This window comes from Pseudomonas sp. AM4(2022) (assembly GCF_036346515.1).
Taxonomy (GTDB): domain Bacteria; phylum Pseudomonadota; class Gammaproteobacteria; order Pseudomonadales; family Pseudomonadaceae; genus Aquipseudomonas; species Aquipseudomonas paracarnis.
In genome coordinates this window covers 155,593-172,391 of sequence record NZ_JAOTNW010000009.1, presented here as the reverse complement: position 1 = coordinate 172,391, position 16,799 = coordinate 155,593, and the positions used below count along the sequence as shown (strand labels likewise).

General features: G+C 54.6%; 13 protein-coding genes. 5 read left to right on the top strand and 8 right to left on the bottom strand.

Annotated features, from left to right (window positions below; translation table 11 throughout):
- Window positions 1–90: 90 nt before the first annotated feature.
- Entirely contained in the window at window positions 91–642 is a 552-nt protein-coding gene (locus ODQ19_RS14700; RefSeq protein ID WP_116666118.1) for a sigma-70 family RNA polymerase sigma factor, read from the bottom strand.
- A gap of 230 nt (window positions 643–872) precedes the next feature.
- Here ODQ19_RS14700 and ODQ19_RS14695 point away from each other — a divergent pair, with 230 nt between their 5' ends.
- Window positions 873–3,038 carry a condensation domain-containing protein gene (locus tag ODQ19_RS14695; RefSeq protein WP_330210449.1) on the top strand — a complete coding sequence of 722 codons (2,166 nt, stop codon included), beginning with the start codon at window positions 873–875 and terminating at the stop codon, window positions 3,036–3,038.
- Between the two features lie 49 nt (window positions 3,039–3,087).
- Here the strand turns inward: ODQ19_RS14695 and basC are convergent, their stop codons facing one another.
- Window positions 3,088–4,407, bottom strand: coding sequence for a putative histamine N-monooxygenase (basC, locus tag ODQ19_RS14690; RefSeq protein ID WP_330210448.1), 1,320 nt, complete (start codon window positions 4,405–4,407; stop codon window positions 3,088–3,090).
- Between the two features lie 92 nt (window positions 4,408–4,499).
- On the bottom strand, window positions 4,500–8,861 hold the full coding sequence (locus tag ODQ19_RS14685; RefSeq protein ID WP_330210447.1) for an amino acid adenylation domain-containing protein: 4,362 nt from the start codon (window positions 8,859–8,861) through the stop codon (window positions 4,500–4,502).
- A 141-nt stretch (window positions 8,862–9,002) separates the two neighbouring features.
- On the opposite strand from ODQ19_RS14685, the gene ODQ19_RS14680 reads away from it, so the two are divergent.
- Genes ODQ19_RS14680 through ODQ19_RS14665 form a run of 4 tightly spaced genes read left to right on the top strand, consistent with a single transcriptional unit; the run spans window position 9,003 to window position 13,584 of the window.
- Window positions 9,003–10,148: an isochorismate synthase gene (locus ODQ19_RS14680; protein WP_330210446.1), complete on the top strand. Its 1,146-nt coding sequence runs from the start codon at window positions 9,003–9,005 to the stop codon at window positions 10,146–10,148.
- Between the two features lie 26 nt (window positions 10,149–10,174).
- Window positions 10,175–12,010: a (2,3-dihydroxybenzoyl)adenylate synthase gene (locus ODQ19_RS14675; protein ID WP_330210519.1), complete on the top strand. Its 1,836-nt coding sequence runs from the start codon at window positions 10,175–10,177 to the stop codon at window positions 12,008–12,010.
- Window positions 12,011–12,049: 39 nt separating this feature from the next.
- The gene (locus ODQ19_RS14670) at window positions 12,050–13,264 is read left to right on the top strand and encodes a histidine decarboxylase (RefSeq protein WP_330210445.1); all 1,215 of its coding nucleotides are present in this window, start codon (window positions 12,050–12,052) and stop codon (window positions 13,262–13,264) included.
- 14 nt (window positions 13,265–13,278) lie between these two features.
- Window positions 13,279–13,584 carry an isochorismate lyase gene (locus ODQ19_RS14665; protein ID WP_116666125.1) on the top strand — a complete coding sequence of 102 codons (306 nt, stop codon included), beginning with the start codon at window positions 13,279–13,281 and terminating at the stop codon, window positions 13,582–13,584.
- Window positions 13,585–13,828: 244 nt separating this feature from the next.
- Here the strand turns inward: ODQ19_RS14665 and ODQ19_RS14660 are convergent, their stop codons facing one another.
- The 5 genes from ODQ19_RS14660 to ODQ19_RS14640 form a co-directional block, all read right to left on the bottom strand.
- On the bottom strand, window positions 13,829–14,266 hold the full coding sequence (locus ODQ19_RS14660; RefSeq protein ID WP_330210444.1) for a WapI family immunity protein: 438 nt from the start codon (window positions 14,264–14,266) through the stop codon (window positions 13,829–13,831).
- 3 nt (window positions 14,267–14,269) lie between these two features.
- On the bottom strand, window positions 14,270–14,470 hold the full coding sequence (locus tag ODQ19_RS14655) for a hypothetical protein (protein ID WP_330210443.1): 201 nt from the start codon (window positions 14,468–14,470) through the stop codon (window positions 14,270–14,272).
- A gap of 101 nt (window positions 14,471–14,571) precedes the next feature.
- Entirely contained in the window at window positions 14,572–15,093 is a 522-nt protein-coding gene (locus ODQ19_RS14650; protein WP_330210442.1) for a DUF2247 family protein, read from the bottom strand.
- Window positions 15,094–15,560: 467 nt separating this feature from the next.
- The gene (locus tag ODQ19_RS14645) at window positions 15,561–15,944 is read right to left on the bottom strand and encodes a hypothetical protein (protein ID WP_330210441.1); all 384 of its coding nucleotides are present in this window, start codon (window positions 15,942–15,944) and stop codon (window positions 15,561–15,563) included.
- A gap of 301 nt (window positions 15,945–16,245) precedes the next feature.
- Complete coding sequence (locus ODQ19_RS14640; RefSeq protein ID WP_330210440.1) at window positions 16,246–16,626, bottom strand: hypothetical protein; 381 nt, start codon at window positions 16,624–16,626, stop codon at window positions 16,246–16,248.
- Window positions 16,627–16,799 lie beyond the last annotated feature (173 nt).

Genomic DNA, 16,799 nt, shown 5'->3' with positions numbered 1-16,799 from the left:
ACTGCAGGTAGCCTGAAGGCCACCTGGCTTCCTTTAGGTTTGAGTGGTATGCGCTGCGTACTTTGTATTCCGAACGGCAACGCAAAATCCTCAATCGAGACGTTCATTAATCGATGAGGCGGTGCCAGGCACCAGCCCGGGCACGAATGGGTAGCAGGCTCGCAGGCCAGACGCGATGTACTTCTCGACGGAAGACACCGACACTTTCAACTCGGAGGCAATGTCGCGGTGGCCCATGCCATGCAACTTGCACAGCAGCAGCGCTTGGCGGGTTTTGGCTGGCTTGCGGCGCAATGCGTCATCGATCTGAGCCAGCGCTTCACTCACGAGGGCACGTCGCTCCTCTGACGGGACCAACAGTTCGGCCTGCAACTTGAGCGCCTCCAGATGGCGAGCCTCAAGACGACGTCGGCGATAAAGATCGATCACCATGCCTTTGGCGATTTGGGTCAGGTGGGCGCGAGAATCCTCGGTGGAAGGAACCCGGCCTTTCTTGATGAGATTGAGATAGACATCGTGAGCCAGATCAGCGGCATCGACCGCGCTGCCCAACTTGCGGCGCAACAGGCTGCATAGCCAACCGTGATGGTCGACATAGAGCTTTTCAAATTGCTGCGTGGACGCGAACGCTCCGTTGTTCACAACACCTCTCCTGAGACGGTCAATTCGCGATCAGCTTTTGACTAATGCGAATAGGTATGATTATTATTTAATATCATACGGCGTTCATTGACCCCCTGCAAATGTGAGTTGCTTGCACCTTCTCTTGCGCCTGGATTTCTGAGCGTTACAGCAGACCGAGGATCGGCCTGTCGGCACTGAGGTGCCATCTCTACTTCTTACTGTTCAGTTTGATAAGGCGGGAAATTTCCATGATGGAACTCAATCCAGACTCGTTACCAAAACTGTCTGTCACTGATAACGAAGAGCATTTCTGGCTCTTGCAGCAGCAATACCCCGAACGCGTGCTCAAACACTTCAGCGCCTGGCGATTCGACGCCGACATTGACCTTTCACGACTCACGTCAGCGATCAGGAGCGTTATCGAAACACTGCCCGATCTGAATGCGCGCTACCTGTTTAACGACGATGGCGAAGTGCACAAAGTGCACGCCGCTGACTGGCAGTCCTGCCTTGAACTCATGCATCTCCACTCGGACGTAGAAGCCACCGAGCATTTGCGCGCGCAGCAAATGGCACCCTGGGACGCGCAAAACCAGCCGCCATTCAAGGCGTTGATTATCCAAACCGGGCACGACACTATCCTTGGTTTCATACTCCATCAGGTCCTCGACCAGACCTGCCAGGAAGACCATTTGTATCACCAGGTCTTGAGCGCCTATATAGGCCACTCGGCCAGCGATACGCCTTGGTTGCACGGTTTGGCGAATGGTGAAGCGCTATCGTCACCCATCCGTGCGTCCACCGCCCAGCCTGCAGCCAACGACGATGTTGCGTCGATTATTCTTGATGAGTTTCGAGCGGCTCTGGTAGAGCCTGACATGCAACTCACTGATGATTTCTTTGATTTCGGCGGTCATTCGCTACTGGCCACACGCATCATTGGCAAGCTGCTGAGCGGCCATGGCATTGAAGTCCAGTTCAATGATTTTTTCAGCGCGCCGTCGGCCGCCGCCCTGGCTGCACGCGCCCATGTTATCGAGCAAAACAATGCAACTGCTGTTGCCGTGGACCGCCAGCAAGACGTACAGAAGGCGCCTTTCGCGCTGGCCCAAGCCTCCCTTGGGCGGGCTTACGCAGCCTTTGAGTTCGGGACAATTTTCAACCTGCCCTTTGCCCTGGACTTCCTCGACCAGGTGGATGAAGCACTGTTCGAGCAAGCTTTCTGTGACCTGCTCAAGCGTCACGCCAGCCTGCGTTCAACCTTCCACTTAGAGGGCTCTGAGGCGTACCAGCAGATCGTGCCGTTCGAGCAGCTGTCCGAATACAAGTGGTTCTGGTCAAGCCAGGAAAGCCGGGGTGCAACGCTCAAAAGCGAAGCCACCTATCAGTTCGACCTGACTCGCGAGCTACCCTTACGGGTTCGTTTCATTTACGACCCGCAACGCCAACGCCAAACCCTGTCATTGCTGATCCACCACATGGCCATTGATGAATGGTCACTCAACGTGATGATGGAGGAACTGGCTCAGGCCTACCTCGCCCGTGCAGCAGACAAAGCACCCACCTGGTCAGCGCCTGCACCGTCATTCCATGAGTTCGCCCTACGACAACAGGCCACTGGCATCAATCAACAGCATCTCGACTACTGGACGAGCATGTTGCGCGGCGCAACCCGGGGCCTGGCACTGCCCTCCCCTGACTATCAGGCCAGCGTGCCGGCCAGCGAAGTGTCGACGAATGCGCAGTGGTTCGAAATCAAACCCGACCAGGCGCTCACCGATAACCTGTATGCCTTCGCCAGACGGAATAACTCTTCGCTGTTCGGTGTGGTCTATACGGCCATTGCGTTATCCCTGCATAAGCTCGGTAATTTGAAAGACCTTGTGATCGGCACGTCCGCCTCCGGCCGCACCGACCCAGGGTTTTATGAAACCGTCGGTTACTTCACCACGATGGTGGCGCACCGGGTGCAGTTCGACCCCCAGCAGGCCGTTGGCGCACTGATTGAAAACACCACTCGCCTGATCAATGATTCCATGGCTTATGCCGATGTACCGATGGAGCAGATCCAACAAGCCCTCGGCATGACGCCCGCAGACGGCCTGCTGTTCGACGTGTACATTCAAATACACGCCAACAACGCCTTGAATGGCGCCCTGAGCACACCGGACGCCGGGACGATCCGCTACCGGCAGATTGACCCGGACAAGAACCAGTCGATGTTCGGTATTCAGTTCGAAATCATGGAGAACACGATCGACGGCAAACGCTCACTGCGCCTGGTCATTACTTACCGTTCGGACCGCTACAGCGCAGCACAGATGGCGCGCCTGAGCACGACCATTGATCAGGTGTTCGCGCTATTTACGACGCCCGACGCAGCCCGTACCGCCCTTAACCATATCCACCTATAACCCCCGATCAGGGTCTTGGTAATGCTACCAAGACCCTCAACCATCGGCTCTACGCTTCATGCATCCCGTAGCGTTGGAACGATGACCGTTTGGGCAAGCGGTAGTACGGCTGGCCGAGCAACTGGTTGATAATCGTTGCATTGCGAATCGCCGCAATCCCCAAGTCCGGCGAACCAACACCATGCTGGAAGATCTCCGCATTCTGCACGAAGACACGGCCCGTACCTGCATCGCAGCGGCGTGCGGTGAAATCGTCCTGGACGATACAGTCACCATACTCATCGGTTTCAAGCAGCACGCCCTTGAGCCTTTCAAACCACTGCGGCCATGTATGCCCGTAGCCTGTCGCCGCCACAATAGCATCGGCTTCAAGAGTGCCGGTCTGGTTCAATTCACGGTGCCGGTAATCGATTTTCAGCGTGCCATCAATCTCCTCCACGGCCTGCACCTCGCAATTGGATAGCAACGTCAGGCCCGGATCACTGCCGCCAATCGAGCGTTCATAGATCAGGTCGTAGATATCAGCGATGGTCGAGAAGCTAATGCCTTTGTACAGCAGCCCTTGCCCTGCAACGATGTCACGGCGTCGCTCCCGCGGAATGCTGTGGAAGTACTCCATGTAGGACGGCGTAAAACACTCCTGCCCCAGCTTCGAATACTCCATGGGATGAAAACCCGGTGAACGTGTGATCCAGCGAATCGACGCCCCTGCTGCAATCCGCTCGGGTGTCAACTCGCTGAACAAGGCCAACACACATTCGGCCGCACTTTGGCCGGAGCCAATGACCGTGACCCGCTGGCATTTCGACAACTGTTGCTGGCGCTTGCCGAACTCCGCCGAGTGCATCACCGGCGCAGTGCTCTTGACCTGTGCCCACTGGGGCAACAGCGGCGCAGTACCGACGCCAATCGCCAGGTCCCGACTGTGATAATAGCGCTTGAAGCCTGACACTGACTGGCTCTCAACCAGAAACCGGCCAGCGTTGGCGTCATACGTCACATCACAGATCTCCTCGCCGAAATGGCAGGCGGGCAGCTGCTGCGACGCCCAGCGGCAGTAGTGATCGTATTCACGGCGAGGCACCTGAAAGTTTTCGTAATAGTAGAACGGATACAGGCGATCGTGCTGATGCAGGTAATTCAGATAACTCAGTTGATGGGTGGGATCCGCCATCGTCACCAGGTCGGCCAGAAACGGAACCTGAAGCGTTGTGCCTGGCAACAAAAGCCCTTCATGCCAGCGAAACTCCGCTTTGCGGTCAAGGAATACACCGGTCACGCCAGGATGCTTGGACAGTAACGCGGCCAAACCCAGATTAAAGGGGCCAATGCCAACGCCGGTAATATCAACACTTTGTACATCCATCATCCAATCCATCTCCCTAGGCCCAACTGTTTGGTTATTGCAGTGGACGTGCGCGCAGGCGCGCCACCGCGCTTATATCAACATCCATTACACGCTCAGGAACCCTCAGCCATGAGCAGGCGTTCAACGTCTTGTGCATTGCGACAGCGCAGGAGCTGCCCTGGCGAAAGGCGCACCGAGAAATCCTCTTGGACCCGCGCCGAAATTGCCTTCAAATGCTGGGGCCGTAGCCCAAGGCTAATAAAGTCCACGCTGTCATTCGCCCCATCCGCCAGCGGTCGCCCCAGTACGCTCAAGTAGATATCCAATACCTTGTTGCGTGGGGTCGAGCGCCTCATCGCAGCGGGCTCACTTGCGTCATTTACCGAAGCCGTAAGAAGGCTGCGGGCCCGTTGACGATCAGGCTTGCCGTTCTGCGACAGCGGCAACGCGTCCACCCTGAGCAAACGCGTGGGCACATGGGAGTGCGGCAGGTGCTGGCGGGCGAAGTTGCGGAGTTCGGTGGTGGTCGGTTCTTCGCCGCCCTGCTGACAGACATACAAAGCGCCAATGCAAACCTCGCCTTGGCGCTGCTCGCCGTAATCCACGACCAACACGTGCCTGAGCGACGGATGATTGATCAGCGCTATCTCGATATCCGGAAGCGATACCCGCACACCGCGAACTTTCACGTAGCCATTTACCCGACTGTCGAAGATCAAGGTACCGTCGCGGCGGTAACGCCCACAGTCACCGGTCCGGAACGCCCGAACGGCTTGGCCATGTTCATCACTGACGGTCACGAACTCGCTTTGAGCCAACTCTCCGTTTTCGAGGTACCCCAGCGCGAGATTGACGCCGGCCGTGTGAATTCGGCCAACAACGCCTGCCGGGCAATGCTCGCCTCGTGGGTCTAGGACGAAGTAGCTATTACCGGGCAAGGGCCTTCCATAAGGAATCAGCGCACGGTCATCGTCCGTAATTTCATGCCAGATACTCCAGATGGTGGTCTCCGTCGGCCCACCCAGGGAAATCAACCGAGATGACGGCAGCAGTTCACGCAACTCGGCGATCACGGCCGGCTTGATGTAATCACCGCCCTGGGCAATCAAACGCAGGCTCTTCAAATCATGGGTGGTGCGGCATGAAAGGAGCATTTCTAAAATAGCGGGCACAGAGCACCACAACGTCACCTGATGCTGGGCGATCAACTGGTTCCAGCGTACTGCGTCCTTTTCCTCGCCGGCCCCGGTAAGCACCAGTGTTGCCCCTGCCGTCAGACATCCGAACACGTCAAACACCGACATGTCATGGTGAAGTGGAGTCACGGACATAAACACATCGCGCTCGGTGACAGCCCAATGTTCAAGGGTGCTGCCGACGACATTGGCGGTGGCTCGGTTGTTCAGAACCACGCATTTGGGTTTACCTGTGGTGCCCGAGGTATAAAGGTAATAGGCCGGGGCGTCGCTTAATGACAGGTCATCCAGCACGGGCATCGCCTGGGTCTGCACAGCCAAGAGTTCCGCCGGTGTTGCCGTAACTGAGCCGACAGACTCATGTTGGGCAATCACCACAAGATCGGGCTGACAGTTTTCCAGCAGGTAACGCAACCGCTCGGCCGGCGCTGAAACGTCGATGGGAACCCAGATTACGCCTGTCAGAGCACACGCCAACGTCACCATCGTATGTTCCGGGCTGCGAGGCAGACAGATGGCGACGACTTGCCCACGCGATAATCCGCGCGCTTTCAATGCCCTGATGATGCAGCACACGCTGTGGCCGAGTTCGGCATAGCTGATTAGCCGATCACCACTGATGAGAGCAATTTTAGTATTGGTCCGATCAAAGATATTGGTCGCGATCCTGTCGAGAAACCCTTCGCGGCACGCTTCAGTGACCCGACTATTGAACCGGTAGTGGCCTTTTTCGATTATCGCCTTGGCATCAACGGCCAAAACCCCGCTTGTCGTCGCCTGGTCGATCGCCTTTTCGATTGCGTTCAAAACGGCGCTGACAATTTCTGGCTCCAGCACTGCGCGTGCATAGTCGATATCGAACACCAATTCGCCGCCGGCATTGGCCGAGAAGCGAATATCCATCGCCACCTGTGGCGTCTGGGTCAGACCGTCGTGCAGGCTCATCGGACTGCCCTGCGCCGAGACTGGCCAGGAAAACCCGTTGGTGATCACCACCGGAAGCACCGGGCCGGGACCATGGGACTCAAACAGCAAACGTGCAAGGTCCACCCCTGAGAAGCTCAGGTGCTGCAACCCTTCCAGCACATCTACTTGCAGCTTGGCAGCGCGTTCGGCAAAGCCATCTGGCTCGGCGCTCCAATTGATCGCGATAAAGCTTGAGCGATTCGCAAAAGCACCGACCGTTTGAGGGGCAACAGGCACCGCAACACACAAACCGCCCTCATCGAGCCAGTGCGAGAGCACTTCCAGCACCAGTGCCATTAGCGTGGTGTTTTTAAACAGCCGCTGCCGCGCGCCCAACTTGCAATAGGCGCCGAACGCCGGCTTGGGGATCAGCAGGCTCTGTCGCTCGTAGCGTGAAGCGCCCACCCGATCCAGCGCAGTGATCCACGGCAGCCGCGGTGCCCCGCTGACTGCAGCGAGCTTGGTTTTCCAATAAGAGGAATCTGCCTTGCGCTTACTGACGAAATCCTCTGGCTCGGATGCCGCCTGTGGGAACGGCTCCTCGCCAGTTGCGCCGTCGAACAGCTCGACCATGAGAGTGGCGATTGAGCGCCCATCGAGAATCAAGGCGTCGAGGCGTACGAAGACGCTCAACTGGCCCTCCGGGAGCTTGAAGATCGTGACGTTCCAAGGCGAACGGTCCAGCTCGAACAACGCATGCGCATACGCCTCGCGGCGCGCCTCAACGTAGCTGAGTGCCTCTTCTGGCGATAAGGTCGTAAGGTCGACTTCGTCCAGGTTCAACTGCACCTCATCGCTGACGAACTGCACGAGTTTCTGCGCGTCGATGCGTACTCTCAGGCTTTCATGGCGCTGAACCATCTCGACCAGCCGGCTTCGCAGCAGTGCCGGATCCATAGCACCGCGGTACTCGCGAAACTCTTGCATGGCCACACCACCCAGCGGCATCTGCGCGCTGCGCCCAAGCAAATAAGCCTGCTGTAAAGCGGTCAGTGGTTTTGCGACAAGCGCTGGCTGGGAGAGTGGCTGGTCCAGAACAGCGGAGCAAGCGGCCACCTCGCGCACCATCACCACGAAACGGTTGAAAAACTCCGACACCCAGGCTTGTGGTAACGCATCCAGACGGATATCCCAATTGATCAAGATGCCGCCGTCGGCGCAGGCAACCTGCGCGTCTAGCGCAACCTGAGGCCCTTGGGAAACCACCCAGTTCATGGGGCCCAACACTCGCCGCACGCGCTCAGAAAGCAGGTCTGCGCCAGACAGATCCAGCCCGGCGGTAAACACAACAGGGGCCAGTTGCGCAGCGCCATGATGACGGGACAGGTCGCGCATCAGGTTCACTCCGGGATAAGCGCAATGCTCGAGCAAATCCACCATATTGCCTGCCAGTTGCCTGCACAGCTCGGCCAGGCTCCGGGCCGCCTCCAGATCGACATCCAGAATCAGCATGTTGGCAAAATCGCCGACGATCCGCTCAACCTCGCCCACCAGCGGAGTTCGCCAGAACGTAGGGACATTGAGGCGAAATCGCTTGTCTCCCGTTTGGGCGCCGAGGGCCGCCGCAAACACCCCCATCATCAAGGTAGACAGCGTTATTCTGCGCTCGCGGGCGAGACGCTGTAACGCCTGGCGCTCTTCTGGGCCCAGCCATGTGCTGAGTCGATCGCTGTGCGGCTGGTCAGGCTGGGCCTCAAGAAAAGGTAACGTCGGCGCCGGCGCGATATCAGGCAGACGCTCGCGCCACCAGAGACGGTCCCGGTCACGGGCCGTTTTAAGTGCGCTATCGGTGCGCGCTTTGTCATACCAGTCGAAGAAAGATGGCGTGTGTGGCAGAGCGGCCTCTGGATGTTCATAGAGCTCTGCCAGGTCTTCTATCAACGTGCGAAAACTGGATGGGTCAATGGCGATCATGTCCGTATCGACATGCAGCCGAAACGCATCATTGGCCAGCAGGCTCACGCAAAACCGCGCGGCGGGCCTCTGACACAGATCAAGCTGCTGATGAGTCCATTCCTCACGCTTGCAGAGCAGGCGCTGCGCAACCTCCTCTTCACTCATCCAACGTAAATCCTCGACCTCCAAAGGCGGTGACTGGTCCATCGCAGCAATGGATTGAAGCCCTTCTGCATTCAGCCTGACTCGCAGCATGGGGTGCAGCCGACATACCTGCTCAAGTGCCTTGCGCAGCCGCTCCAGCTCAATGCAATGGCCATCGAACTCGGCATACAAATGAGCTGAAACTTTCCCTAAAAACGCATGAGCAGTCCGCCCGATCCAACAGGCGGCTTGCATTGAAGTTAACTCTCTCATGGCTCACTCATGTGATTGACAAATCGTAATGATTAGCATCACATATTAGGAACGATAATGATTCTATTTCAAGATTTTCTTTTATCCCTAGGCCACGGAGGCTTCCCCCAAATGAGAACGGGCACCCTAAGAACGAACGAGATGGAAGAGGTGCAACTCGCAGAGGTACAACATAGTTTTTCGTTCACATCCGGCGATCGCGAGTTAGCGGTCACCGGGATGCTGCAGAGAATTGAAACACCTGCCATTGGCGGCGATGACGCCAATAGCCTGTTCCAGCAGACAATTACGCAAGCGCTTGATCGGGCGCGCGAAGCTGGCCAGAGCAACCCAATCATCGTTGGCGCCATCCCTTTCGACCCTGCTGAACCTTCCTGCCTCTACATTCCTGAACACGCGCAATGGCGGCCCCGAGACACCCACGCGAGAACGGGTATGTCGACGCTGCCTGAGTTGATCGAACAGAAAAACATTCCGGACGAACAGGCCTTCAAACGGGCGGTGGAACACGCCGTCGTCAACTTCCGCCACAGCGACGTACGCAAGGCTGTGCTCTCGGTTCAACGCGAGCTGATATTTGCAAACGATGTGGATGTGAGTGCCCTGCAGCACAACCTGAAAGCCCAGAACCCGAGCGGCTACCACTTCTGTGTGCCAATGCCTGATGGCACCACGCTGATCGGTGTCAGTCCCGAACTCCTGGTCCGCAAGGAAGGCCTGAGCTTTCTGTCCAACCCGCTGGCAGGGTCAGCTAAGCGCATGGCCGATCCAGAAGCCGACCGGCGCAATGCAGACTGGTTGCTGACATCGGAAAAAGATCACTACGAACACGGGTTCGTGACCCAGGACATCGTCAGCCAACTCGGGGAACTGTGCACGCAGCTGAATGTGCCGCAACGCCCCTCCCTCATCAGCACGCCCGCGCTCTGGCACCTCTCGACCCGCATTGAAGGCACGCTGGCAGACCCGGCTGTATCGGCCTTGCAGCTTGCCTGCCGCTTGCACCCCACACCGGCTGTGTGCGGCTTCCCTACCGAGCGCGCCCGGCGCCTGATTCGCTTCGTCGAACCCTTCGAGCGCGGCCTGTTCACCGGCATGGTGGGTTGGTGCGATGCCCAGGGCAATGGCGAATGGGTCGTAACGATTCGTTGCGGCACTGTCAGGCGAAACAAGGTCCGCCTGTTCGCCGGCGCAGGCATCGTTGAGGCCTCAAGCCCTAGCTCCGAATGGGCAGAAGTCCAGACCAAACTTGGCACCATGCTGCGCGCCTGCGGATTGGCCCACTAACTCGAATTTTTTCACACGTGAATATTATGACTATTGAATTTAACCACTGGCCTCTCGAAAGCGCACAGCGTTATCGGGACAAAGGCTATTGGCTCGACAAACCGCTCACCCACCTCCTTCAGGAACGCAGCCAGTCGCAACCCGATGCCCCCGCGATTATTTGCGGCGATCGCCACTTCAGCTATGCCGAGTTGGACCAATTGTCTTCCAACCTGGCCTCGCGACTGGCCGCCAGCGGGCTTGGCAACGGTGACACTGCACTGGTGCAGTTGCCCAATATCGCGGAGTTTTACATTGTCCTTTTTGCCCTGCTCAAGTCAGGAATCGCCCCCCTCAACGCGCTCTACAGCCATCGCAAACTTGAACTCAAGAGTTACGCCAAACAAATCGCGCCAACGTTGTTGATTGCCTCCCGCGAGCATGAAGTCTTCCGTGACGACAGCTATATCGCCGACTTCCAGGAGGTGGGTTCAAGTCCAGACATCATCTTGCTGTTGGGCGAGCAACGTCACGAAAACAACCTCGCCGACTGGATCAATACGCCGAGCGAGAGCAACGTGAACGTCTCCCCCTCGGGGCCCGGCGAGGTCGCATTGTTCCAACTGTCAGGCGGCAGCACGGGAACCCCCAAACTCATCCCCCGCACTCACAACGACTATTACTACAACGCCAGGGCAAGCGCGCAAGTGTGCGAACTTACGTCACGCACGCGCTTTCTATGCGCGCTACCTGCCGCCCATAACTTCTTGCTCAGCTCCCCCGGCGCCCTCGGTGTTCTGCATGCTGGCGGCTGCATCATCATGGCGCCCAGCCCGGAGCCCTTGACCTGTTTTTCGATCATCCAGCGCCAAGAGGTCAATACTGTGGCCTTGGTGCCAAGTGCAGTCGCCTTGTGGCTGCAGGCAGCGCCGGAGCATAAAGAACAACTGCAATCGCTTGAGTTCCTCCAGGTCGGTGGCGCCTGTTTTGCCGACTCGTTGGCACGCCAGGTGCCCGGCGTGCTCGGTTGTAAGCTGCAACAGGTATTCGGGATGGCCGAAGGCCTGATCAACTACACCCGGCTAAATGACTCCGACGAACAGATTTCTACTACCCAGGGGCGTCCGATCAGCCCCGACGATGAAATCAAAATCGTTGACGAACAAGGCCTCCCCGTCCCGGACGGAGAACCTGGCATGCTGGCCACACGTGGCCCTTACACCTTTTGCGGGTACTACCAAAGCCCCGAACAAAATGCCCAGGCGTTCGATAACGAGGGTTACTACTACTCCGGCGACCTCGTCCAACTCATGCCGAGCGGCGATTTGCGCGTGGTCGGCAGGGTCAAGGACCAAATCAACCGTGGCGGTGAAAAAGTCGCTTCGGAGGAAATCGAAAACCTCATCGTCCTCCATCCGGATGTGACTCACGCGGGCTTGGTGGCCATGCCCGATGACAGGCTGGGAGAAAAAAGCTGCGCGTTCGTCGTCTCACGCAACCCGAGCCTGAAGCCGCCCGCGCTCAGACGTCACCTGATGGAACTCGGCATCGCCGAATACAAACTGCCCGACCGCATCCGGCTAATCGCGACCATGCCGCTGACCCCCGTGGGCAAGATTGACAAGAAGCACCTGCGTCAGCTTCTGGCAGCGGAAACCACCCGCGCCTGGTTGCAGACCCGCGTGCTGCAACTCGTCGAGGACTGTGAAGACCTGGACCCTGAGGAAAACCTGATTTTCTATGGCCTCGACTCCTTGCAAGTGATGAGACTCGCTGCCGAACTCAAGGAGCGTGGTATTGCCGTCAGCTTCGAAGAACTGGCGGATTCGCCCACGCTCAGCAGTTGGTGGTCATTGGTAGACGCGAGGCAGATAGCCGCCTGACCGGGCGGCGTCACCCAGTCGATTTAAAAGGAGTTAGACATGACTTTATCCCCTGCCGACCAACGCAAGCTTGAAGGCTTCTGGCAGCACTGCGTGACACATCAGTATTTCAACATTGGGTATCCCGAATCAGCCGATTTTGATTACTCCCAGCTGCACCGTTTCTTGCAATTTTCAATTAACAACTGCGGGGACTGGAACGAGTACAGCAACTACCTGTTGAACTCGTTCGATTTTGAAAAAGACGTCATGACGTATTTTGCCGAGCTGTTCAACATTGCCCTTGAAGACAGTTGGGGTTACGTCACCAATGGCGGGACGGAAGGCAACATGTTTGGCTGCTACCTGGGACGCGAACTGTTTCCGGACGGCACCCTGTACTACTCGAAAGACACTCACTACTCCGTGGCAAAGATCGTCAAATTATTGCGGATCAAATGCCGTGCGGTCGAATCGTTGCCCAATGGCGAAATCGACTACGACGACCTGATGGTAAAAATAACCGCCGACCAGGAGCGTCACCCCATCATCTTCGCCAACATCGGCACCACGATGCGTGGAGCCGTGGATAATATCGAGACCATCCAGCAACGCCTGCAACAGGCAGGCATTGCTCGCCACGACTACTACCTGCACGCTGATGCGGCCCTGAGCGGGATGATCCTGCCCTTCGTCGATCACCCACAACCCTTCTCGTTTGCCGACGGCATCGACTCGATCTGCGTCTCCGGCCACAAGATGATCGGCTCGCCCATTCCTTGCGGAATTGTCGTGGCCAAACGCAACAATGTCGCGCGCATTTCAGTGGAAGTGGACTATATCCGGGCCCATGACAAGACCATCAGCGGCTCGCGCAACGGCCACACCCCCCTGATGATGTGGGCGGCACTGCGCAGCTACTCATTGGCTGAATGGCGCCATCGGATCAAACACAGCCTGGACACGGCGCAATACGCCGTCGACCGCTTCCAGGCCTCGGGCATTGATGCCTGGCGCAACGAAAACTCCATCACCGTCGTGTTCCCTTGCCCATCAGAAAGAATTGCGACGAAATACTGCCTGGCCACCTCCGGTAATTCGGCACACCTGATCACCACACCTCATCATCACGACTGCAGCATGATCGACGCCTTGATCGACGAAGTGGTTGCCGAAGCTCAACTGAGTACCCTTCGATCTAAGCGAGCATTCACTGAACAAGCGGTCGTCGAGCGATTGCCGACGGCGTCATTCAACTTGCGTACTCATTATTGAAAGAGACCAGCACCATGCTGCCACTAAAACCGCCACAAGCCTGCGAGAACCTCAATGACATTCGAGCGGGCATCGACTTTTTTGACCGCCAGATCCTCGACTCGCTACAAAAACGCCTGCGTTACGTAAAGGCTGCGGCGCAGTTCAAAGCCAACGAACAGGACATTCCAGCACCTGAACGCGTCGCGGCCATGCTTGAGGAGCGGCGACTATGGGCGGTAGAAGCCGAACTTGATGTCGCTTTCGTCGAGAAGCTCTACGAGCAGATTATTCACTGGAACATTCAACAGCAAATCCTGCATTGGCGGGCCACCCGATAACCAACGTACTCGGCGCAGGCCAAGTCATGACGATGGCGGGTGGATGAATTCGGGCTGTCCTTGTTCGAGTGGTGGGTGTTCGCAACTATCACCGTCGACCAAGGGCGGCCTTTTTTTCATTTTTTTGTAATCAGATCAGCCGGTTAGCTGTTAAGTAAGTGCCATTCGGGACAGATTTATTAGTTACAGACAATAACCAAATAAACCTGTCACCTTCTATGCTGTCATCTCCTTATGCCGCAGCTTAGCGCTCGGGAAACTCCCTTATGGTCTCTTCAACAGAACGAATCAAATTAGCCAAGCCTTTATTATCAACATTGAAAGGCAATGAAAACTCTCTGTCACTTGAGTAATCATACGCTGCGCCCTTAGGATGAAAATTAAAGTCAAGTATTACTGTCAGCTGCTTATCACCAAAATACGAAAATGCCAACTCCCCTTCCGTGAATGCAATCCTTGAAGGTAACACTCCAGCTTTTAAACTTCTCAACCATCTCAACAGCCCTAATAGTTCATTAGTGCGCAGATAGGGCCCACACGCTCTCCATGACTCCCCAGCCTTATGTTCGACATCTATACTGACAACCAACCAATTAGCATCTAGCTCATCCTGCGCACCGGAAAATTCATACCCTTTCACTTTGAGTGAAAACTCATTACCCTTATCGAATAAGTCAATCATATTTCACTCCCTATTTTTCGCCGGCCTAAAGGTAACAATCTTCTTTGTTGCTGGGTTAATAATCACCTCAAGCCCTTTGTACCCATATCCAATGGCACCATTACCAGCATCAAATTTAGTGCCACCATTGAATATTCTCAATGTCATTGGGTATTTCAAAACCAATATTTTTCGTTCGAGAATCCTTGAGCCTAGTAATGGCATGGTTCAATCCCCGCTGTACCGAAAATCCCAAGCAGCCTCTGATGCAATCGGAAGGGGACAGATTTATTTTTCTAGAGACTCATTCTTTATATCTAAAAGGACTAGTCAAACCTATAAATAAATCCGTCCCCTTTTTCCCCTTCCAGATACTCTCGCCAATTACAAAAAAGCCTATCAATATTTTGTTGAGCTGTATATTCCTCAGGCTTATATCCGCCCTGCGCCGGCATATAGCGAACAAAGCTTTCTATTTCAGTGGGAAAATCAAAATCCTCATAAACCAACTCAACCGATCCAAGAGGATCAACGACATGACGTTGATTCTCATACAGCCACTTAAGCGCAATGAACAACCATTTTTGTTTCGACGTAAAAGCAAGCGTTTCTTTTTCCTGCTTCGAGAGCAAATACATCTTTTCTTCAATTTCCCGGATGTCAATTTCACCCAAACAAATCAGATCAATTTCCAATGGTTCGACGGATCCGTTAGACACATTAAAGTCGGCAAACTCTACAACAAACTTCCAACCTACCAGCCTTCGCTCATAACCCCACAGCACATCTCGCCAACATACATCTACACAGCTATAAATAAATGAATTCGGAACCATAGGAAAATACATTTCACTTCACCTTCGGCGGACGTTGATTTGGAATACCATTTATTATTCCATTCTCGATAAATCTCTGATGAGTGACATTTCCTGACGGATCAAGAATATATTCATATATACCTGACTTCCCATTGAGGCCACCCGAAGTTTGTAGCAAGGTTCTATTGACACCGTCCCCACCTATTACCGGGAACGTTTTACCTGCTGCAAGCTGCTCCTTGGTGAGATAGCTAGCTGTAATGAAAAGGGGACTAATAAAAAGGGGACAGATTTATTTTTCTAGAGACTCATTCTTTATATCTAAAAGGACTAGTCAAACCTATAAATAAATCTGTCCCCTTTTTTCAGTCCCCTTTTTTCATTAGGTCTGCGATTCACCCGGACTGTCCTTGTTCGATTGGTGGGTGTTCGCAATTATTACCGTAGACCAAGGGCGGCCTTTTTTCACTTTTTTTGAGCCAGCTCGATTCGCGGCTTCAGTCACGAGGCTTGCAGCTTAAAACTGAAAACCCACGAGACAGCACTTCAAATCCAGAACCTCCATGATCTTTAAACCTGAAGTTGATACCCTCAAGCTGATCTGCCGAAACATTTTCCAGCTCTATCTCGCTCAAGTAAAAAGCACCGTTCACTTCGGGAACTTTAAACCGACTCACACCCATAAACTTTAAGCCAACTTCAAATTCAAAACGCTCAAACTCATAAAGCATGACAAGCCCAATCTCATACATCGAGACATCCTCTCCCGAGTGTTCTTGCCGAACGCTAAAGCTTAATACGAGATTCAAATTGTATAAATTAAATCCTGGAATGATCGAAAGTTTTTCAACCCCATCTACATTACTCTCTATCGTTTGCATATCCGCTCCTAATAATCCAGATGCACGCCAGGCCTAGCGCCTCTCACATTCTGATTTTTTTCGAGATCTCGCACATGATGGTGCGGATTCGGATGCACGTCTGGCTGCCCGTGGTCAGTCATGTGAGTCTGGCCTTTGCTACGTCCGTATTCATCAAAAAAAGGGGACAGATTTATTTTCCAGAGACTTATTCGTTATATCTAAAAGAACTCATCAAACCTATAAATAAATCTGCCCCATTTTTTCCGCCTTTTCCCCATCACCGTAGACCAAGGGCGGCCTTTTTTTCACTTCTTCATTGTTAAACCAGCCGGTTAGCTGTTAAGTAAGCGCTATTCAAATCCGCCACTCTTATCTCTTTTATCCTTCGTTTAAACGGGTCAAACAATACAGCCTTACTTGAGCTTTGCGTTTTAAGCAACAACCTAAGCATCTGCCTAACCAATTCTGAAATCAACGGATTAATGCTCAACACGGCAACCAACTCATCAACAAGTAAACTAATTTGCGTGCCGAAAAACAGGTCATAATCATCAAAACTCAAGCTAGAAAGCATTGGAAATTGCTCGACATCCAGCCGAAAGAAAAAACTCGCCACATCCAAAGGAATCTCGATACGATCAAGACAGCCATCTAGGCCGACGGCGGCTAAACCTGTATCCCACATCATTAAATAATACATAATTCAGAACGTCTTCCCAGGAAATGTGTTCACCAAGTTGCCTTATGAACCAGTAATTACCGTCATAAAACTAGTGGACTGCCCATCTGTTTTGGCATCAACACCTGGGGTGATTTTAGTGCCTACAGGCAATCCCGAAATCAATTCGTCCCTCGTCAGAGCGGACCCCGACA